This window comes from Synechocystis sp. FACHB-908 (assembly GCF_014698595.1).
In the GTDB taxonomy this organism is placed as follows: domain Bacteria; phylum Cyanobacteriota; class Cyanobacteriia; order Cyanobacteriales; family Microcystaceae; genus Synechocystis.
The window spans coordinates 192,961-211,393 of the sequence record NZ_JACJTH010000021.1; the positions used below are offsets into that span (position 1 = coordinate 192,961).

The following is an 18,433-nucleotide window of genomic DNA, read 5'->3' on the forward strand; positions in this document are numbered from 1 at the left end:
ACTAATGCCGGCCACCTCCTTTCGTTCAAAAGCCCATGAGTGAACCAGTCCAGCCCATTATTGAATTCCGCGGCGTGAGCCAAAGCTTTGGCCGAAAAGTGATCCTCGATGATGTGGACCTGAAAATTTACCCAGGGGAAGCAGTGGGGGTAATTGGGCCATCGGGGACGGGCAAATCAACTATTTTGCGCATTGTGGCGGGCTTACTCACCCCCGACAGCGGCGAGGTAATCGTCCATGGCCATCGCCGTCAACGTTCCATTGAAGAAGGGGAAAAAGCTTTAGGGGTGGGTTTAGTGTTTCAGCAATCGGCCCTGTTTGATTCCCTCACTGTGGCGGAAAATGTCGGCTTTACCCTCTACCGAGATTCAGACCTACGGCCGAGGGAAATTAGGGCCATTGTGGAAGAAAATTTAGAGTTGGTGGGCTTGCCGGGCATTGGCGATCGATTCCCAGCGGAATTGTCCGGTGGCATGCGTAAACGGGTCAGTTTGGCCCGGGCGATCGTCATCAATCCGGAACAACATCAGCAATATAAAAATATTTTGCTTTACGATGAACCCACCGCTGGGTTAGACCCGGTGGCATCCACTAGAATTGAGAGTTTAATTCGTCACCTGCTCAGCCAAGATCATGTTTGTTGTTGTTACCTAATTGTTACCCACCAATTCAGTACTATTGATAACACCACCGACCGGATTATTTTTCTTTACGATGGCAAAATTCAGTGGGATGGTTCCACAGCGGATGCCTACAAATCTGAGCACCCTTTATTGAAGCAATTTTTCTCCGGTAGCATTGATGGCCCGATTAGTTAATTATTGCTTTAACTTGTTTTAATGAAGTTTTAATTTAATCTCAATCTAATTAATTTTAAATCAGCTTTAGTAAAATCTCGATAACTCTAAATTAATTCTTAAATCTCATAATTATTCTTTGATTTTGCTAGTTTTATGCCCTCGTCACCAGTTCAATTTAGCCTTGATGAACGCCATCCCCACCATATTGCAGAGGTAATTGAAACCAGCACCACTGGCTTTTTAGCCCAATGTCTGGAACCGGAAGAATTGAATTTTCCCACCATGCCTGCCTTTGGTAGTTGGGTGAAGGCCACAGATGAAGATTCTGGTAATACCATTTTTGCGGTGGTTAGTTATGCCACCACCATGCCCATCGATTCCATTCATCGGGCCAGGGCCCTAGGTCTTTCCCTGGGGGAACTGCGGGAACAGCAGCCTCAAATTTTTGCCATGTTAACCACGGAATTTCAAGCGGCGATCGTGGGTTTCCAGAGCCGAGAGTCGGGTATTAATGGTCGCGGTCCCATCTCCGGTAGGGTGTTTCACTATTTACCGCCTCGTCCACCCCAAATTCACCAAGCTGTGTTTCAGTGCGATCGCCAAGAAGTAATGGAATTTACTAATTCCCCTGATTTTTTGCGGATTCTTTTGCAAATTAGCGATGCCCCTGTGGATGCCCTGATTGCCGCCGCCCTCAGGGAAATTTATCTTCTCCGCCAAGGCGATCGGGCCTGGCTAGTAACCGTCGGCCGTCACCTTAGTTTGCTCCTCAAAGATGACTACGATCGCCTACGCCATATCCTTGGTCAAGTTCATTTTTAGGGACGACGATGGTCCCATTTCGGAGTAGCGGCACCAAAGAATTATGCGAATTTTATCTAATGTTAATCTGATGGGACTATTGATAGTCCTCCTGGCCGCTATCTTCTTTTGTTTTCATAACGTCATTGTCCGGATTTTATATTCCCAGCAAAATATTTTGGGCATTTGGCAAGTTGGCGGTTTCGTGACCCCTACCCTGAGCCACTCCTTTCTTCTTCTACTATTGAGAATGCTTTGGGTTGTGCCTCTCATGGCCTTAATTTCCCAACGCCTTTATGGCAATACTTGGCGGGAAATTAATCAACTAAAACAACCAGTTAATCGTCCGGTAATTTGGGAGGCCATGGGTTGTGGATTTTTAATGTTTCTCTACCTAGTCTTACTCTACATTTCCATTAGCTTTATTCCCACTGGTATCGCCATCACTCTATTTTTTACTTACCCAATCTTTACTGCATTATTAGCATGGCGGTTATTTAACGATGTTCCCAGTTTATTGCGTTGGTTAGTGATTGGTTTAACTTTAATCGGCACATTTTTAACCATTCCCTATGCCTACGGTGGCGAGCAACAAACTTTAGTTTTGGGCGTTAGCACAGGCATTGCTTCGGGCATTGTCTATGCGGGCTATACGGTATTTGCCCAAAGGAGCTTTCAAAGACTCCATCCCGTTCCCTTCACCTGGATCAGTTTTGCCACCACGTTAATTCTGTCCATTCTTTGTTTAATCATTTGGCAACCCCATGAAGGTAATTTACCCTGGCTTGCCATCACCATTGGTTCCCTGTTGTCCGCTTTATTTACTTTGGCGGGCCATGTGCTCAATAACTGGGGTATCCATTTAATCGGTGCTAGTCGAGCGGCTATTATTGGGGCAACCAATCCCGCTTTGACGGTGGTGCTAGCAGGATTAGCTATTCAAGAAAGCCTCACCAATATCCAAATTTTCGGGGTATGCCTAGTTACGTTTAGCATTGCCTTGCTCAACTACGAAAAAGTTAGTCCCAGTACGGGAAAAAATTCCCTAAAATAGCAAAAAAAAAGAGCAGGAGCCACCACTCCTACCCTAATTTTTTCTGGTGTTTTTACCGTTCGATCGCCAAAACTAGAATGAAAATTTAAACCCCAAAGGATTTACCACAACCACAGGTTTGATTAGCATTAGGATTGGTAAACTGGAACCCTCCACCAATGAGGGCATTGCTGTAGTCCAGCATTAAACCATAGAGATATAGCAAACTTTTCCGGTCGCAGATAATCTGAAAACCTTCATAATCAAACACTTCATCATGTTCCGTTGCCCGGTTCGGTTCTTCAAAGTCCATCATGTAGGACATGCCAGAACAGCCCCCTTGACGTACCCCCACCCGTAAACAAAGATCTTTGCCCTGTTGTTCTTTCAGGGCCAGGAGGTGTTTGAGGGCCGCATCGGAAAGTTGGATGCCTTTGGCTTGGGTAGCGGTGGCTTGGCTCATGGTTAGGCTTGAACTCCTATGCAAAAGTTAGAGGAAAATTAAAAGTAAATTCAACAGCTTTAGTTTCCATCTTAGCGACAACGGGGGAGGCTGTGGGCGGAAATTCCCTATGGCAACAATTGGGTCTTGGCTAAACTTCTTCTTTTGTCGTCAACGAATGAGGGATTAGCCATGGAACTTTGCCATTGTCTTTGTCAACGGGGCACCGGGGTCTGCTCCAGAATGGCGGTGATCACTTCATCAATGCCAATGCCATCAAGCTGGGCTTCCGGCCTTAGAATTAAACGGTGGCGCAATAACGGCGGAGCAACGGTTTTGAGATTATCCGGCAGTAAATATTCCTGGCCATTAAGCCAAGCATCGGCCTTTGCGGCTTGCAACCAACGGAGGGAGGCCCTAGGGGAAGCTCCAATCAGAATATCGGGATGATAGCGGGTTTTTTCCACCAGGGCCAAGAGATAATCCAATAGTTTTTCATCCACCGCAATATCTTCTACTGATCGCCGACTAGCCAAAATTTCTTCTACGGTGGCAATGGCGGTTAACTGTTCCAGGTCTTGTCGTTGGGCGTGGAAACCCTGCTGAAAATTGACCAACATTTGTTTGGCCGCGGCCGGGGGAGGATAGTCCACCACTAGCTTAAATAAAAAGCGGTCTAGTTGGGCTTCTGGCAAGGGATAGGTACCTTCAAATTCCAAGGGGTTTTGGGTGGCCACCACCCAGAATAAAGGCGGCAGGGCATAGGTATGACCATCGAGGGTCACCTGTTGCTCTTCCATCGCTTCAAGCAGGGCGGACTGGGTTTTGGGGGGAGTGCGGTTAATTTCATCTGCCAGCAAAATTTCCGTAAATACAGGGCCCTGTTTGAGGCTAAAGGCTTGCTGGTTGAAGTCAAACACGTTTACCCCCACCATATCGGAGGGCAACATATCTGGAGTCAGTTGTACCCGCCTAAATTGGGATTGAATTGATTGGGCTAGAAGTTTCACCAACAGGGTTTTGCCTGTCCCCGGCACCCCCTCAATGATCACATGGCCCCCTGCCAACAGGGCCACCAATAATTCTTGGATGAGATGGGGTTGACCCACCAAAAATGCTTCCAAATGGCCACGGAGTTCGTTAAACAGGGGACGGGTCATAGGGTTTGGTCAAGGGAAAAAATCAAGAAATTGATGGCAATGGTACTTCTAGCAAAATTTATTGGCAAAGGCCATAAATTAACACCTAAAAACACCGAACCGAGCACAAAATATTAACTTAAACTTAATCGGTTACTCTGCCGCACTGGATTTGAGGACCTTACCCGATGGATTTGAGCTGGAGGGGGGCAGTTGGGCTTGTAGTTGTTGCCATTGTTTTAACCATACCCTTAAGTCAGCTTCCTGTTTGGGCAATTTGTCTGGCTGGCTAAGGTTGGTCAGCAAGGCCGCCATTGCTTCCCTGGCCTGGGCTGTGGGCAAGTTACCCAATCGTCTCTCTAGGGAAGGACTTTCTGCCTGGAGCAACTGTTGCACCACAAATTGGGGGCGATCGCCTTTTTCCAAGACCTGGGCGAGGGCATTGATATAGGCTTGGTTATTGTTACTGGCCAGGCTAGGGGGAGTTTGGGGTTGGCCAAAACGCCGATTCCCAAAAATAGCTAGGAGTGTCACCACCACTAAGGATTGCAGAAAAATGAGTAGTAGGGGAGTGTTTTGCAGATAGGCCCACACCGATTCCACCCCTTCCTGCTGGAGAGTTTCTGCGTCCTTATAGCCGTGTAAATATTCATCCACCCACAGGGGATTATGGCCTTCAGTTAGCAAAGATTGGAGCAGGGCAAAGTTAGCCGGTTCATCCTGAAAAGCATTAGCCGCCAAAAAGGGAGGTACTACCCAGATAATTTCTCCTTTGCCTTGCCGTTGCCGCCAAATTAAGGTGCCGTATTTGTCCGCTAATATTTTGCCTTCCTGCTGTGGCGATCTCCGTCTTCCCTGAATACTTATGGGGCCCTGGTCTGTTACTACGGTTTGGGTAAAGGGAGCATCGGTTAATTCCGCCCATCGTCCCAGGTAAACCAAACGATTACCCTGGGCTACCCATTCAGATTCGCTGGGGTTAATACTGCCACCGTCATCATAGGGAGAAAAGTTGAGGATGGACCTAGGGTTAATTTTCAGCAAAGTTGCCGGACTAGAGAGGGTCGTTAACTTGTCTCCGGGTTTGCGCCATCGTTGCACCGGAGTTCCAGCTTTTTCCATCCATTGCCACCAAGCCCCATAGCCCCCTGGAGTAGTACTATAGGTGGACCCTTGCAGATGGTCGGCCTGGCCCGGCCCAGTCCACAGCAGCGCCGCCACCGCCACCACGGCGATCGCCAGAAGAATAACCAGATTACGGCGGGATTTAAACAACATTGGCAACGGCGGATCAAGACCCACAAATCACGACATCAGAGCGTAAAACCTAGTTACTGAGGACAAAACGGTGGCCGAGGGAATTATCCACCATAGCTGGCAAAAAAATGTGGAAATTACTACCTTGTTTGGGGCGACTGTGGACAGTAATTTTGCCGCTCCAACGTTCCACTAGGCGATGGACAATGGTCAAACCAAGCCCCGCTCCCTGGGTTGCCGAGGACGTATTTTGACCCCGGAAAAAACAATCAAATAAATGGGGAATGTCCGCCATGGCAATGCCACAACCATTATCATTCACCACAATTTCCACCTGAAATCCCTGGTGATAGGCTTTAATTTGTACCTGCCCCCCAGGGTCAGTGAATTGCAGGGCATTTTCCAGCAATCTTTGCAGTATGGCTTGCAAATCCGCCCGAGAACAGGCCACTGGAGGACAGTTTTCTACCACAGTGGAATTTAAGGTGATTGATTTTTCAGCGGCAATGGGTTGGTAAATACCGATTACACTCCTAATGCAATCGGCAATGGGCACCGATTCCGGGGAGGGGGCAGTGGCATCAATTTCCAACAAGTCCTGCAAGCCAGTGATCAAATCCGTTTGGCGATCGCAGTTTTGCCTAATTAAGTCTAAATATCGCTGGCGGAGTTCCTTTTTTTGTTGAAAAGATTCCAGCAATTGTAAAGCTGTTTTCGCATTGGTCAGGGGAATACCCAATTCTCTAATTAAACTAATTCCAAAGGAGTTGGCGATCGCCGTGTAATTTGACGGCTTAGGATCATCGGCCGTACTTTTTCTAAGGGGTGGTCCCATCCCTTGCACCAATTGGTTAACCAGATCTAAATCAGCGCTGGGGGGGAGTTCTTCCGTTGCGAACAAATCCACTGGTAAATCGTCCGCCACCACCAATAATTGCTTTAGTTGACTCAAAAAATGTCCAATCAACCGGGGGGAAAAGCTTTGCAAAATATTTACCACTTTGGGGTTTTCTGGGGATTCATTCAGCAAAATTAACAGGCTGATGTCCGAACTGAGAAAACAAAAAAAACTTTCCCCGTGCCAATGGGTATCAACTTCTAAAAGCAATGGACTGATAGTTGTTTTTAGGTTCAGTCCCAATCCCGCCACCGGCCCCGGTTCCCCCCCGGAACGACACCAATATAAATGGCTCAATAACCCCGTTTGACTATAGTCGGCGATCGCCTTTTGCCAGGGGGATTGCCCATTAAACTTAGCCCAAACACGGCACTGAATCTGGTTATCCGCCAAAATCAGACAAATACTTTTAAACCAACTAAGTGCCGCCCCCGTTCCCAACGTGTGCAGGGCATGGGGGGCCTGCCCCTGAACAAATCTGAACATGGATGGTGATCGCTCCAATTTTTTGTGGCCATGGCCTTGGGAGAACCTAACCTAATTATGGCCACTGGGGGGATTTTTAAATCGGTTTTGGGCTTCTTGGAAAGCATTTCGCATCACCGCTTGGATCTTTTGGGGATCTGGTTTTTTCCCCCCCATCAAATCGCCAAAATAGACGCAGGCTCCCTCCCCCAAAGACCAGGTATAGGCTGCCGCCCAGGATGCCGCCACCACGGAACCAAATCCCGGCACAAATTTGATCAGTTCTCGCCCCACTGCTTGTGCCAAAAATCCCCCCGCAATGGCACTGACCACTCCCCCTGCCTGGGAAGGGGTTAACACTTGGCCGTACAGTTTGCCCAGCAGTCCCACCAAGGAAACTTGGAGCGCCGTCAACACTGGCATCGTTGCAAAGGGGAGAGGCACTGCGGCCAGGGTTGCCGCCATGATAGAAAAGGCCAAAATATACCGGCGGGCCACATCCCGGTAAATGTTCCCCAGTCGTTTACCCGTTTCCCCATCCAAAAGTTGATGGAGGGTTTGAGCTTCTGCTTTAGGTAATCTCTCCGCCAGGCGATCGCGCAGGGTCGTTAGACCATAGAACTCAGGGTTATAGCCATCTTCTTCCCTGGTAAAATCCACCATCACGGCTCCGTCAACCCAGGGAGCAAAATTGCTGGTAATGGCCGCAAAAGCCCGTTCTATTTCTGGTTGGTCGGGGGGATAAGGCGGATGGTCATCCCTTGGGTGGGGATAAATTTCATGGAGACAGGTCACCACCAACAGGCAGGGAATTTGCGGATAGGCAGTTTTTAAATCCTGAATAATTTGCTGGAGAGTGTCGGTGGCAAAATCGGTAATTTTGACCGTGAGCAGTAAAATTTTCGTCGCTGGATTAACTTCCCCCGGGGCCGCCAACTCCACCTTGAGCTCCTCGATTAGGGATTGGGTGTCGTGGCCCAAATCTCCTAAGCCAACGGTGTCGGTGAAAACTAATAGGGGAAGTTCGGGGGAAGGATAGGCATAGCGGGCCGTATTTTGGGTATGGGGCTGGAAACCCTGGCCGACAATGGCGGCGGAGGCCCCAGTTAATCCCCGCACCAGGGAGCTTTTCCCGGATTGGGGTTTACCGATCAGTAGGGCTTCCGTGGTGGGTAATTCCCGGCGCAATTGGGTCAAGATGTCGGCAATTTCGGCTTCATCCACCCAGAGGCGGTCCAGAAGCTTTTTTTTCCAATATTTCAGGGGAAGGAGATTTTGGAAATGCTGACGAGTACTTTGCCACCAGGTATGGATTGGCCAAGTTTGCTCTGATTGTTCGGACGGGGCTAGGGAGGGATTGGGATGGGTAATAATTTCCTGGTCAATTTCGTCTGGATTTTTGGCTTCGTTGACCTCGGGCTGGGGAGAATTGGGGGGAAGAACCATAGCCGCTGGGAAAAAACGCTGGACGGGATAGGGGCAACTGGTAGGCCTTGGATAATGATCAGAATCAGCCACCTAGGTGATCTTGGCAATTTTCTTTGGCGATCGCCAGGGGGATTGCCGTCCTTGTTGGGGGTCTAGGCAAAAAACAAAAAACTAAGAATCCGTTGCGACAGCGTGATATGATCGCTTCTGGCTTAGGGTAGGTGGTCCTTGATTACCAAGGAAGACCGTTGCCCAAACTCCATTTCTCACCTTGCTAGTAGTCAGAGTGTGACACCGCCAACTCCATCGTCCGAGGGTCAAAATTTTCCTAGTGCTCCTGCCCCGAAGCTTATGGAAGCGGAAACGGTAGTGGATAACGGAATGGCTGACTTTTACCGGTTGCAACGGCAGTTGTTGACCTGGACCCTGGTAGCTACGGCGATAATTTTTGTCTGTGTTGTCTGGGTCTATTCCCTCAATATAGCTTTAAATTATTTGCTCGGAGCACTGGTGGGGCTGGTATATCTCAAGCTATTGGCAAAAGATGTGGAAAGGATCGGAGCCCAGTCTGGGCGGGCTGGGGTGAAAGGCTTAGCAGTTTTTGTTGGGCTCATCATCATTGCCACCCAAAGGGAAAACCTCGAGGTTTTGCCTATTTTTCTGGGATTCCTAACCTATAAAGCTGCGATCATTTTCTATATGCTGCAAAGCGTGTTTACGCCCGCAGCGGATTAGACGATGAGAGGTTGAAGAAAGGTCTGGGCTATGGACTGGCTTGGCCCCAGGACAGTACCTCCTAGTTTATGCAAGGGAGCCTCTCCTGGTTGCTCAGGTTTGTTGAGGGCCAACAGCTTTCCTCTTTACCCCGTCAATCTCACCGAATAACAATGTTAGCTGGTTTGAGTGTTTTAAATTTGTTTCCTCTAGCTGCCCTGGAAGTGGGTCAGCAGTGGTATTGGGAAATTGGGAACCTCAAATTACACGGGCAAACATTTGCAACCTCTTGGTTTGTCATTTTATTGCTGGTAATTGCTTCCCTCGCGGCTACGCGAAATGTGCAACGGGTTCCCAGCGGCATCCAAAACCTCATGGAATACGTGCTGGAGTTCCTCCGGGATCTGGCACGGAACCAATTGGGGGAAAAGGAATACCGTCCTTGGCTACCGTTTATCGGCACATTGTTTCTGTTTATTTTTGTATCTAACTGGTCCGGGGCCCTCTTGCCTTGGAAGCTAATTCACATCCCCGACGGAGCTGAATTGGCAGCCCCCACCAATGATATCAATACAACTGTTGCCCTGGCGTTGCTTACCTCCTTGGCCTACTTCTATGCAGGTCTCCGTAAGAAGGGGTTGGGCTATTTCGCCAACTACGTGCAACCCATTCCCGTTCTCTTACCCATCAAGATTTTAGAAGACTTCACGAAGCCCCTTTCCCTGAGCTTCCGTTTATTTGGTAACATCCTTGCGGACGAGTTGGTGGTGGCAGTGCTTGTACTGCTGGTCCCTTTACTTGTACCTTTACCCCTGATGGCATTGGGATTGTTCACCAGTGCAATCCAGGCCTTGGTGTTTGCCACTTTAGCCGGAGCCTATATCCATGAGGCGATCGAGTCTGAAGGTGAAGAGCATTAGCCCTCCGGTGTAAGATATCTGCGGCCATGGTGGTTTGACCCCTTGCGGTTGATCTCTCCTAACCGATGCTTACCTTGGCCAATGCTCACCCCAGGAGTTGCCCTTTTCCCAGAGATGTTTTGAATCTGGCGAAAGTTCACTCCAAAAATCCTAAACTTTACTGTCGTTTTGTTAGCTAAAAGGAAAAAATTATGGATTCTACCGTTGCTGCTGCTTCTGTCATTGCCGCTGCCCTTGCTGTTGGTTTAGGGGCGATCGGCCCTGGTATTGGTCAAGGTAACGCCTCTGGTCAAGCCGTTTCTGGTATTGCTCGCCAGCCTGAAGCTGAAGGAAAAATTCGGGGTACCTTGCTGTTGACCCTGGCTTTTATGGAATCCTTAACAATTTACGGTCTGGTTATTGCCCTCGTATTGTTGTTCGCCAACCCCTTTGCGTAAGGAAGGATTCGTAGCCCGAGACGTGAGTTGATCGCGTCTCCTCCCCCCGCCAATCCGCTATGCGTTGGGTTTGTGGGGATTATTCCGCTAATCCCTGACCTAGTTTTTGTAAAACAATGTTTGATTTTGATGCCACCCTGCCCCTGATGGCATTGCAGTTCGTGGTTCTCGCGTTCCTGCTCAATGCTATTTTCTACAAGCCAATGAATAAGGTTTTGGATGAGCGGGCTGATTACATTCGCACCAATGAAGAGGATGCCCGGGAGCGGTTAGCCAAGGCCAAGGCGATTACCCAGGAGTATGAGCAACAGATTACCGATGCCCGTCGGCAGTCCCAAGCTGTGATCGCTGATGCCCAAGCTGAAGCTAGGCGCTTGGCGGCGGAAAAGATTGCGGAGGCCCAACGGGAATCCCAACGGCAAAAGGAAACGGCGGCGCAAGAAATTGAGGCCCAACGGCAGTCGGCTCTGAGTTCTTTAGAACAGGAGGTGGCGGCCCTGAGTAATCAGATTTTGCACAAATTGTTAGGCCCTGAATTGATTAAATAAGTGCCCTATAGATCTAGTTGCCATTATGCTTAATACCTTGTTCATCCTAGCGGCCGAAGCCCATGAGGCGGGGGAAGGGGGGTTTGGAATCAATTTAGATTTTCTGGAAGCCAACCTCTTTAACCTGGCCATTTTGCTGGGAATTATTATTTACTATGCGCCGAAAACCTTGGGTAAAATCCTTGGCGATCGCCGCCAAAAAATTGCTGATGCCATTGAAGAAGCGGAAACTCGCCAACGTAAATCTGCTCAGATTTTAGCGGAGGAAGAGAAAAAGCTAGCCCAAGCCAAAGCCGAAGCGGCCCGCATTGTCCAAGAAGCTGGGCAACGGGCAGAGGTGGCTAAACAAGAAATTGCGACCCAGACGGAAGCGGATCTGCGGCGGATGCAGGAAGCAGCGGCCCAGGATTTGGGAGCTGAGCAGGAACGGGTGATTGCTGAACTCAAGCGTCGTATTGCCGAACAGGCTGTGGCCAAGGCTGAAGCTGACCTGCGCGATCGCCTGAATGAAGACACCCAGGATCGGTTAATCGAACGCAGTATTGCCCAATTGGGAGGTCGCTAATGAAAGGTTCCTTATACAGTAGTAAGATTGCTGAACCCTACGCCCAGGCGTTGATAGGATTGGCCCAACAGCAGAATTTAACTGAAGTTTTCGGGGACAACTTGCGCTCTCTGTTGACCCTGCTCCAAGATTCTCCCGATCTGTCGGCGGTGCTTTCTAGCCCCGTAGTCAAGGACGAAGATAAAAAATCCGTGCTCCGCTCCGTGCTGGGGGACGGGGGCAATGGCTATCTTCTCAACTTCTTAATGTTGTTGGTGGATAAACGCCGGATTGTTTTCCTCGAAGCCATTTGTGAGCAGTACCTCGCCCTGTTGCGGCAGTTCACCAATACGGTCTTGGCAGAGGTCACCTCCGCCCTCAAACTCACCGATGCCCAAAAGGATCAGGTGAAGGAAAGAGTTAAGCAACTCACCGGGGCCCAGGCGGTGGAACTAGAAACCAAAGTAGACGGCGACATCCTCGGTGGCATTGTCATCAAAGTGGGTTCCCAGGTGTTTGATTCCAGTTTACGGGGTCAACTCCGCCGGGTGGGTTTAAGTCTTGGGACCGCCCTCTAGCAGTTAATTTAGTCGCCTAGCGACCCTTTATATTCACTTTTTCAACGGAAAATTAAGACTATGGTAAGCATTAGACCCGACGAAATTAGCAGTATTATCCGCCAACAGATTGAGTCCTACGACCAAAGCGTCCAGGTTTCCAATGTGGGAACGGTGCTCCAGGTGGGGGACGGTACGGCTCGGATCTATGGGCTGGAACAGGTAATGTCCCAGGAGTTACTGGAATTTGAAGATGGCACCATCGGCATTGCCCTAAACCTAGAGGAGGACAATGTTGGGGCGGTATTGATGGGGGATGGTTTTGGTATCCAAGAGGGCAGTACCGTTAAAACCACTGGTCAGATTGCCCAAATTCCCATTGGGGATGCCATGGTGGGCCGGGTGGTGGATTCCCTCGGTCGTCCCATCGACGGTAAAGGCCCCATCAGTTCCACCGCTACCCGTTTGTTGGAATCCCCGGCCCCTGGAATTATTGAACGGAAGTCCGTTTGTGAACCTATGCAAACCGGCATCACCGCCATTGATGCCATGATTCCCATTGGTCGGGGTCAGCGGGAGTTGATCATTGGGGACCGTAAGACCGGTAAAACGGCAATCGCCATTGACACCATCATTAACCAGAAGTCCGAAGACGTAATTTGTGTTTACGTGGCGATCGGTCAAAAAGCTTCCACCGTCGCTCAAATCATTGACACCCTGACGGAAAAAGGTGCCATGGCCTATACCATTGTGGTGGCCGCCAACGCCAACGACCCCGCCACTCTGCAATATTTGGCCCCCTACACCGGTGCCACCTTGGCGGAACACTTTATGTATCAAGGCAAGAGCACCTTGGTAATCTATGACGATTTGTCCAAGCAAGCCCAGGCTTACCGTCAGATGTCCCTGTTGATGCGTCGTCCCCCCGGTCGGGAAGCTTACCCCGGTGATGTGTTCTACATCCACTCCCGTTTGTTGGAGCGGGCCGCCAAATTGAGTGATGCCCTCGGCGGTGGTAGCATGACCGCCCTACCGGTGATTGAAACCCAGGCTGGAGACGTATCTGCCTACATTCCCACCAACGTAATTTCCATTACCGATGGTCAAATTTTCCTTTCCACTGACCTTTTCAACGCTGGCTTCCGTCCTGCTATTAACGCTGGTATTTCAGTGAGCCGGGTTGGTTCCGCCGCCCAAACCAAAGCCATGAAAAAAGTGGCTGGTAAATTGAAACTGGAACTAGCTCAGTTTGCTGAGTTGGAAGCCTTCTCCCAGTTTGCCTCTGATTTGGATGCCGCCACCCAAGCCCAATTGGCCCGGGGTCAACGGTTGCGTCAATTGTTGAAGCAACCAGAAAATTCCCCCTTGTCCGTGTGGGAACAGGTGGCCATTAGCTATGCCGGTTTAAATGGTTACATCGACACCATTCCTGTGGACAAAGTGACTGAATTTGCCCAGGGTCTGCGGGATTACCTCAAGGCCAACAAAGCCAAGTACGTAGAAATTATCAATAGCTCCAAAGCTTTGACCGACGAAGCAGAAACTTTGTTGAAAGAAGGGATCAAAGAATTCACCCAAGGTTTTGCCGCCTAATCAATGCCCAAGTCGGTGAGTTGGGGAAAGGGCTAGGGCTAAGCTCTACTTTTCCCCGCCCCTGGTTTTAGGGACTCATATTTAGGCTCCAGAACATTAAAAAAGATAAATTTAACGGGTGTAACGTCCTATGCCTAACCTTAAAGCGATTCGTGACCGGATTCAGTCGGTCAAAAATACAAAAAAAATTACTGAAGCGATGCGTCTGGTGGCGGCCGCTAAGGTGCGCCGTGCCCAGGAACAGGTGCTTTCTACCCGTCCGTTTGCCGATGCTTTAGCCCAGGTCCTTTATAACCTACAAAATCGTCTTTCCTTTGCGGAAACCGAATTACCTTTGTTTGAACAGCGGGAACCTAAAGCGGTAGCCCTTCTGGTGGTCACCGGCGATCGGGGTTTGTGCGGTGGTTATAACGTCAACGCAATTAAGCGGGCTGAGCAACGGGCCAAGGAATTAAAAAACCAAGGCATTGCCGTCAAGCTGGTACTGGTGGGCAGTAAAGCCAAGCAATATTTTGGCCGGCGGGACTATGATGTAGCCGCCAGCTATGCCAATTTGGAGCAAATTCCCAATGCATCCGAAGCGGCTCAGATTGCCGATTCCCTAGTGGCTCTATTCGTATCTGAAACGGTGGATCGGGTGGAATTAATTTACACTCGGTTTGTCTCCCTAATTAGCTCCCAACCTGTTGTACAAACCCTGTTCCCCCTCTCTCCCCAAGGATTGGAAGCCCCTGATGACGAGATTTTTCGCCTGATTACCAGGGGTGGCAAATTCCAAGTGGAACGGGAAAAAGTGGAAGCTCCGGTGGAAAGTTTTCCTCAAGATATGATTTTTGAACAGGATCCAGTGCAAATTCTGGAAGCGCTGTTGCCCCTGTACAACACCAACCAGTTATTGCGGGCTTTGCAGGAATCCGCCGCCAGTGAGTTGGCGGCTCGAATGACAGCCATGAGTAATGCCAGTGACAACGCTGGACAGTTGATCGGGACTTTGACCCTGTCCTATAACAAAGCCCGGCAGGCGGCCATTACCCAAGAATTGTTGGAAGTGGTAGCAGGGGCTAATTCCCTCTAACCCATTTAGTGATCTTTTCGTTGCACTCCTGCTTGAACTAGCGGGAGTTTTTTACTTCAGGGCCTTCATGCCTCTCTAACGCTTCGGACATACTGATATTAAGATTCAGGTGACAATTCTTTGTTGAGATTTGACCAAGCGCCGATCGCCTGTTGGTGAATCAACTGCCAGGGTTGGCCGGTGGCTTTAGCAAGGGCGGCACAGTCGGCAAATTCTGGGTGGGCATTGAGAATAATTTTTTTACCGGCTTGATAACCGTAGGCTACTTTTATGCGGATGGGACCATGGGGAATAACTACGGTTTGCCATTCCCGCTCTAGGGCGTAGCGTTGTTGTTGGCGCACCCGCACACCAAGGCTAGTGGTTTCCCGGAACAGTAAATTGAGGCAGTGATTTTGATTTTCTGGCGCACAGAGGACAGTGAGTAAAATGCCAGGGCGGGATTTTTTCATGGCGATCGCCTGGGTAAAAACATCGATCGCCCCTTGGTGTAGCAAACTTTCCAGCAGATAACCCACTGCCTGGGGTTGGATGTCATCCAATTGGGTTTCTAGTACAGTGATGGTTTCCAGTTGACCAAAGGGAGCTTCCGAAGATAGGGGGTGATTGTGGGGCGTAATTTCTGTTCCGATCCAGAGCCGGAGAATATTGGCCAATGGGAAGTCTTTACTCCCTGCGCCCAGCCCGACTTTGTGCAGATTCAATGGGGGTTTAGGGCCAAATTGGCTAGCTAGGGTAACGGCGATCGCCGCTCCGGTGGGAGTAACCAATTCCCCCGTCAAACCATTGTCGTAAACTGGTACTTGGCGAGTTTGCCAAAGTTTTAATACCGCCGGGACTGGAACCGGTAAATCCCCATGGGCGGCCCGCACCGTACCACTGCCCGTGGGCAAAGCAGACCAGTAACATTGATCGATCCCTAGATAATCCAGCCCCAAACAGGTACCCACAATGTCCACAATGGCATCGGTGGCCCCTACTTCATGGAAATGTACTGCCTCTGGCTCAATGCCGTGGACTTCCCCTTCGGCGATCGCCAGTTGATGGAAAATGGCCAAACTCCAGCGACTGACCCGAGCAGGTAAATTAGCCTGTTTGATTAACTGTTCTATTTCTGGTAGATGACGCATTCCATGGTGACCAGGGCCGTGGGAGTGGTGGTCATTAAGGAGTTTTACTTCTACCTTGGTGGCGGCCTGACCTTGTTTTTGCACCAGACCCGCCGTCAAGCGATATTCATCTGTTAAACCCAACGGAGCCAGTTTCTCCATCAGGTATTCTAGGGGAACCCCCGCCGACACCAAAGCCCCCAGGCACATATCACCAGAAATCCCTGTGGGACAGTCAAAATAGGCAATCAAACCCATAAAAAATGGCCACCTTTTATAATCTTCACCCCGAAACCCCCCAACAACGCACTGTGGAAATGATTTGCAAAAGTCTCCGCCAGGGGGCAATTATGCTTTACCCCACCGACACGGTCTATGCCATCGGTTGTGACCTCAACGATAAAAATGCCGTTCAACGGGTTAGACAACTGAAGCAACTCTCCAATAATAAACCGTTAACGTTTTTGTGTTCGTCCCTGTCTAACATTGCGGAATATGCAGTGGTGGCGGACGATGCCTATCGACTCATGCGTAAGTTAATACCTGGACCCTATACTTTTCTTCTTCCGGCCACCAAGCAAGTGCCCAAGCTAGTGGTGGAGCCGAAGCGAAAAACCACCGGCATAAGGGTGCCCGATCGCCCTATTTGCCAAGAAATTCTGCAAAGCCTGGGCAATCCGATCATCTCCACCTCTGCCCATTTGCCGGATCAAGATGAGTTTGTTATGGCGGAAAAGGCGAAACTGTTTGACCTATTTGACAAATTGGTGGACATCATCATTGACGATGACCGGGAGCCGGGCTATCAAACTTCCAGCATTATTGATTTCACCGACAAAGAACCCAAAGTGGTGCGGGAAGGGCTGGGTTGGGAAACCCTGCGAGATTTGTTTTAGTGCGGAATTTGATTAAAGTTGACTGGGCTCCAATAACCCTATGCCCAGGTCTTTGGCCGGCGGCAGCCCCAGGCTATGGCGATGTTGGCGCAACACACTAATAGCCCGCTGATACTGCGGATCAATCTCCGTGGCCATTAATTCTGGGTCGTTACGAAACTGTAGCTTGGTATCGTTGGAAATATCCAAATGAATGTCGGGACTGATGCCTTTTCGATTAATGTCGGTGCCACTGGGGGGATAGTAACGAGCAATGGTAACCGCCAAACCGGAGCCGTCGGACAAAGTGTTAACCGATTGCACCGTACCTTTCCCATAGGTAGCAGTACCCACCACCGTGGCCCTTCCCTGTTCTTTCAATGCCCCGGCCAAAATTTCACTGGCACTGGCGGACCGCTCATTAACCAACACCACTAAGGGTAAATCCGTGAGACTTCTGCCGTTGGCTGAAAAATGGCGATCGCCTCCCCGCCGGTCAATAGTACTGACGATTTCCCCCCGGTTGAGCCACAGACGGGCAATGTCAATGCTGGAAAGTAACAAGCCCCCTGGGTTACCCCGTAGGTCTAGCACATAGCCGCTAATGCGACTTTTATTGAGTTCCGTAATGGCCTTTTCCATCTGCTCAGCGGAATGGGAGCTAAATTCATCCAGGCGGATGTAGCCCACCCGTAATTCCCCTTCTTCCTTGACGTTATAGGTCACAGAATCAATTTCGATATTTTCTCGTTTGAGGGTGACACTGAAAACACCGCTTTTGGGGCGGGAAAGTTGCAGGCTCAATTCGGTGCCAATCTCCCCTTGAATTGCCTCTGTGGCTTGCTCCAAGGACATCAAAGCCGCCGGTTGGCCATTGATGCGCACAATGCGATCGCCAGGGCGAATGCCTGCTTTCAAAGCCGGGGTGCCCCGCATCACATCCACCACCACCAAATCACTACTACGTTTATCCATCAACACCCGGATTCCTACCCCGGAAGCTTCCCCTGATGTTTGACTGCTGAGGATGGCAAATTCCTCCGGAGACAGAAAACGGGTATAGGGGTCATTCAAATCCTTCAATATGCGCCCAATTTGTCGGTAAGCCTCAGCATTATCCTGGTAATTGCGCCCTAATAATTCCTGGCGTTTGGACAACCAGTTGGAATGGTTAAAGTCCTTATCAACAAATTGCTGATTGACTAACTGCCATACCTCATCCACCACTGCCTTGGGACTATTTTCCAGGAGGGTAACGTTATCGGATACACCACTATCTTTGTCCTTGGGAGTCGCCAACGTAGGACTATCGGGGTTGATCACGTTGGGAGCGCTGAGGGCGGGCCTGAGGGCAGTGCCCAAACCCAAACCGAAGACTAAAGCGGCAACCAAAGGACGAAGACAAAGCAAATGGGGACTCATGGAAGGCAGGGTAGGTCAAAGGGAGGCAGACAAATAGTCAAGTCCGATGCAATGGGCCACTGGCATGGCGGAGGGCAAAATTCCTTCCCAAAAACGGGGGACTAAACCATTTAAGCCCAATCCTAGCAAGAAAAATCTAGTTCGTGGGCAAGATGGAGCCACCAAAAAAGGCATCTTCCATTCACTGGCCTCAATGGGCTCCGCCGATATTAACCCAAGCCATAGAGCCCTCTCGATAGATTAAGTTGACTGATTAATTAAAACTTTAGTTATAAGAAAAACTAATTTTTTTATTTAGATATTGACATTTTACAGAATCCAGTATCCACAGCACCATAGAAGTCAGCAGCGAACTTGCTTGAAAAACCACAAAGTT

General features: G+C 49.7%; 19 protein-coding genes. 12 read left to right on the forward strand and 7 right to left on the reverse strand.

The annotated features are described in order from the left end of the window. The first annotated feature begins 35 nt into the window (after nucleotides 1–35). The 3 genes from H6G46_RS07235 to H6G46_RS07245 all read left to right on the forward strand — a co-directional run bounded on the left by H6G46_RS07235 (nucleotide 36) and on the right by H6G46_RS07245 (nucleotide 2,655). Nucleotides 36–818: an ABC transporter ATP-binding protein gene (locus tag H6G46_RS07235; protein WP_010871379.1), complete on the forward strand. Its 783-nt coding sequence runs from the start codon at nucleotides 36–38 to the stop codon at nucleotides 816–818. Between the two features lie 135 nt (nucleotides 819–953). After that, entirely contained in the window at nucleotides 954–1,622 is a 669-nt protein-coding gene (locus tag H6G46_RS07240) for an HAS-barrel domain-containing protein (protein ID WP_010871378.1), read from the forward strand. 43 nt (nucleotides 1,623–1,665) lie between these two features. Continuing rightward, complete coding sequence (locus H6G46_RS07245; RefSeq protein ID WP_010871377.1) at nucleotides 1,666–2,655, forward strand: DMT family transporter; 990 nt, start codon at nucleotides 1,666–1,668, stop codon at nucleotides 2,653–2,655. A gap of 85 nt (nucleotides 2,656–2,740) precedes the next feature. On the opposite strand, the gene H6G46_RS07250 is transcribed toward H6G46_RS07245, so the two are convergent. From H6G46_RS07250 to H6G46_RS07270, 5 genes are all read right to left on the reverse strand, one after another. After that, on the reverse strand, nucleotides 2,741–3,097 hold the full coding sequence (locus H6G46_RS07250; RefSeq protein WP_010871376.1) for an iron-sulfur cluster assembly accessory protein: 357 nt from the start codon (nucleotides 3,095–3,097) through the stop codon (nucleotides 2,741–2,743). Between the two features lie 194 nt (nucleotides 3,098–3,291). Beyond that, nucleotides 3,292–4,236 (reverse strand): MoxR family ATPase, encoded by a 945-nt coding sequence (locus tag H6G46_RS07255; protein WP_010871375.1) that lies wholly within the window; start codon nucleotides 4,234–4,236, stop codon nucleotides 3,292–3,294. 132 nt (nucleotides 4,237–4,368) lie between these two features. Then, complete coding sequence (locus H6G46_RS07260) at nucleotides 4,369–5,493, reverse strand: DUF4350 domain-containing protein (RefSeq protein ID WP_020861377.1); 1,125 nt, start codon at nucleotides 5,491–5,493, stop codon at nucleotides 4,369–4,371. Between the two features lie 49 nt (nucleotides 5,494–5,542). Next, nucleotides 5,543–6,856: a HAMP domain-containing sensor histidine kinase gene (locus tag H6G46_RS07265; RefSeq protein ID WP_010871373.1), complete on the reverse strand. Its 1,314-nt coding sequence runs from the start codon at nucleotides 6,854–6,856 to the stop codon at nucleotides 5,543–5,545. Between the two features lie 51 nt (nucleotides 6,857–6,907). Continuing rightward, the gene (locus H6G46_RS07270) at nucleotides 6,908–8,281 is read right to left on the reverse strand and encodes a GTPase (RefSeq protein ID WP_020861376.1); all 1,374 of its coding nucleotides are present in this window, start codon (nucleotides 8,279–8,281) and stop codon (nucleotides 6,908–6,910) included. 210 nt (nucleotides 8,282–8,491) lie between these two features. On the opposite strand from H6G46_RS07270, the gene H6G46_RS07275 reads away from it, so the two are divergent. From H6G46_RS07275 to H6G46_RS07310, 8 genes are all read left to right on the forward strand, one after another. Then, nucleotides 8,492–8,998, forward strand: coding sequence for an ATP synthase subunit I (locus H6G46_RS07275; RefSeq protein ID WP_199303437.1), 507 nt, complete (start codon nucleotides 8,492–8,494; stop codon nucleotides 8,996–8,998). Between the two features lie 68 nt (nucleotides 8,999–9,066). Beyond that, nucleotides 9,067–9,897 (forward strand): F0F1 ATP synthase subunit A, encoded by an 831-nt coding sequence (gene atpB / locus H6G46_RS07280; RefSeq protein ID WP_010871370.1) that lies wholly within the window; start codon nucleotides 9,067–9,069, stop codon nucleotides 9,895–9,897. 191 nt (nucleotides 9,898–10,088) lie between these two features. After that, entirely contained in the window at nucleotides 10,089–10,334 is a 246-nt protein-coding gene (gene atpE, locus H6G46_RS07285) for an ATP synthase F0 subunit C (RefSeq protein ID WP_010871369.1), read from the forward strand. Nucleotides 10,335–10,450: 116 nt separating this feature from the next. Next, the gene (locus H6G46_RS07290; protein WP_010871368.1) at nucleotides 10,451–10,882 is read left to right on the forward strand and encodes a F0F1 ATP synthase subunit B'; all 432 of its coding nucleotides are present in this window, start codon (nucleotides 10,451–10,453) and stop codon (nucleotides 10,880–10,882) included. Between the two features lie 25 nt (nucleotides 10,883–10,907). Then, complete coding sequence (locus H6G46_RS07295; protein WP_010871367.1) at nucleotides 10,908–11,447, forward strand: F0F1 ATP synthase subunit B; 540 nt, start codon at nucleotides 10,908–10,910, stop codon at nucleotides 11,445–11,447. Continuing rightward, on the forward strand, nucleotides 11,447–12,004 hold the full coding sequence (gene atpH, locus H6G46_RS07300) for an ATP synthase F1 subunit delta (protein WP_010871366.1): 558 nt from the start codon (nucleotides 11,447–11,449) through the stop codon (nucleotides 12,002–12,004). The genes H6G46_RS07295 and atpH overlap by 1 nt, the downstream gene beginning before the upstream one ends. Before the next feature lie 60 nt (nucleotides 12,005–12,064). Beyond that, entirely contained in the window at nucleotides 12,065–13,576 is a 1,512-nt protein-coding gene (gene atpA / locus H6G46_RS07305) for a F0F1 ATP synthase subunit alpha (RefSeq protein ID WP_010871365.1), read from the forward strand. Between the two features lie 130 nt (nucleotides 13,577–13,706). Then, the gene (locus tag H6G46_RS07310) at nucleotides 13,707–14,651 is read left to right on the forward strand and encodes a F0F1 ATP synthase subunit gamma (protein WP_010871364.1); all 945 of its coding nucleotides are present in this window, start codon (nucleotides 13,707–13,709) and stop codon (nucleotides 14,649–14,651) included. A gap of 98 nt (nucleotides 14,652–14,749) precedes the next feature. On the opposite strand, the gene larC is transcribed toward H6G46_RS07310, so the two are convergent. Continuing rightward, nucleotides 14,750–16,018 carry a nickel pincer cofactor biosynthesis protein LarC gene (gene larC / locus H6G46_RS07315; RefSeq protein WP_010871363.1) on the reverse strand — a complete coding sequence of 423 codons (1,269 nt, stop codon included), beginning with the start codon at nucleotides 16,016–16,018 and terminating at the stop codon, nucleotides 14,750–14,752. Between the two features lie 5 nt (nucleotides 16,019–16,023). Between larC and H6G46_RS07320 the strand changes: the two genes are divergently transcribed. Then, the gene (locus tag H6G46_RS07320) at nucleotides 16,024–16,656 is read left to right on the forward strand and encodes an L-threonylcarbamoyladenylate synthase (RefSeq protein WP_010871362.1); all 633 of its coding nucleotides are present in this window, start codon (nucleotides 16,024–16,026) and stop codon (nucleotides 16,654–16,656) included. A 12-nt stretch (nucleotides 16,657–16,668) separates the two neighbouring features. On the opposite strand, the gene ctpB is transcribed toward H6G46_RS07320, so the two are convergent. Further along, entirely contained in the window at nucleotides 16,669–18,057 is a 1,389-nt protein-coding gene (ctpB, locus tag H6G46_RS07325) for a carboxyl-terminal processing protease CtpB (RefSeq protein WP_010871361.1), read from the reverse strand. Between the last annotated feature and the right edge of the window lie 376 nt (nucleotides 18,058–18,433).

Coding starts and splice junctions, on each gene's coding strand:
- ctpB (WP_010871361.1), bottom strand. CDS start 18,057: ATGAGTCCCCATTTGCTTTGTCTTCGTCCTTTGGTTGCCGCTTTAGTC.
- H6G46_RS07270 (WP_020861376.1), bottom strand. CDS start 8,281: ATGGTTCTTCCCCCCAATTCTCCCCAGCCCGAGGTCAACGAAGCCAAA.
- H6G46_RS07250 (WP_010871376.1), bottom strand. CDS start 3,097: ATGAGCCAAGCCACCGCTACCCAAGCCAAAGGCATCCAACTTTCCGAT.
- H6G46_RS07295 (WP_010871367.1), top strand. CDS start 10,908: ATGCTTAATACCTTGTTCATCCTAGCGGCCGAAGCCCATGAGGCGGGG.
- H6G46_RS07240 (WP_010871378.1), top strand. CDS start 954: ATGCCCTCGTCACCAGTTCAATTTAGCCTTGATGAACGCCATCCCCAC.
- larC (WP_010871363.1), bottom strand. CDS start 16,018: ATGGGTTTGATTGCCTATTTTGACTGTCCCACAGGGATTTCTGGTGAT.
- atpE (WP_010871369.1), top strand. CDS start 10,089: ATGGATTCTACCGTTGCTGCTGCTTCTGTCATTGCCGCTGCCCTTGCT.
- H6G46_RS07245 (WP_010871377.1), top strand. CDS start 1,666: ATGCGAATTTTATCTAATGTTAATCTGATGGGACTATTGATAGTCCTC.
- H6G46_RS07260 (WP_020861377.1), bottom strand. CDS start 5,493: ATGTTGTTTAAATCCCGCCGTAATCTGGTTATTCTTCTGGCGATCGCC.
- H6G46_RS07235 (WP_010871379.1), top strand. CDS start 36: ATGAGTGAACCAGTCCAGCCCATTATTGAATTCCGCGGCGTGAGCCAA.
- H6G46_RS07265 (WP_010871373.1), bottom strand. CDS start 6,856: ATGTTCAGATTTGTTCAGGGGCAGGCCCCCCATGCCCTGCACACGTTG.
- atpH (WP_010871366.1), top strand. CDS start 11,447: ATGAAAGGTTCCTTATACAGTAGTAAGATTGCTGAACCCTACGCCCAG.
- H6G46_RS07310 (WP_010871364.1), top strand. CDS start 13,707: ATGCCTAACCTTAAAGCGATTCGTGACCGGATTCAGTCGGTCAAAAAT.
- H6G46_RS07320 (WP_010871362.1), top strand. CDS start 16,024: ATGGCCACCTTTTATAATCTTCACCCCGAAACCCCCCAACAACGCACT.
- atpA (WP_010871365.1), top strand. CDS start 12,065: ATGGTAAGCATTAGACCCGACGAAATTAGCAGTATTATCCGCCAACAG.
- atpB (WP_010871370.1), top strand. CDS start 9,067: ATGCAAGGGAGCCTCTCCTGGTTGCTCAGGTTTGTTGAGGGCCAACAG.
- H6G46_RS07255 (WP_010871375.1), bottom strand. CDS start 4,236: ATGACCCGTCCCCTGTTTAACGAACTCCGTGGCCATTTGGAAGCATTT.
- H6G46_RS07290 (WP_010871368.1), top strand. CDS start 10,451: ATGTTTGATTTTGATGCCACCCTGCCCCTGATGGCATTGCAGTTCGTG.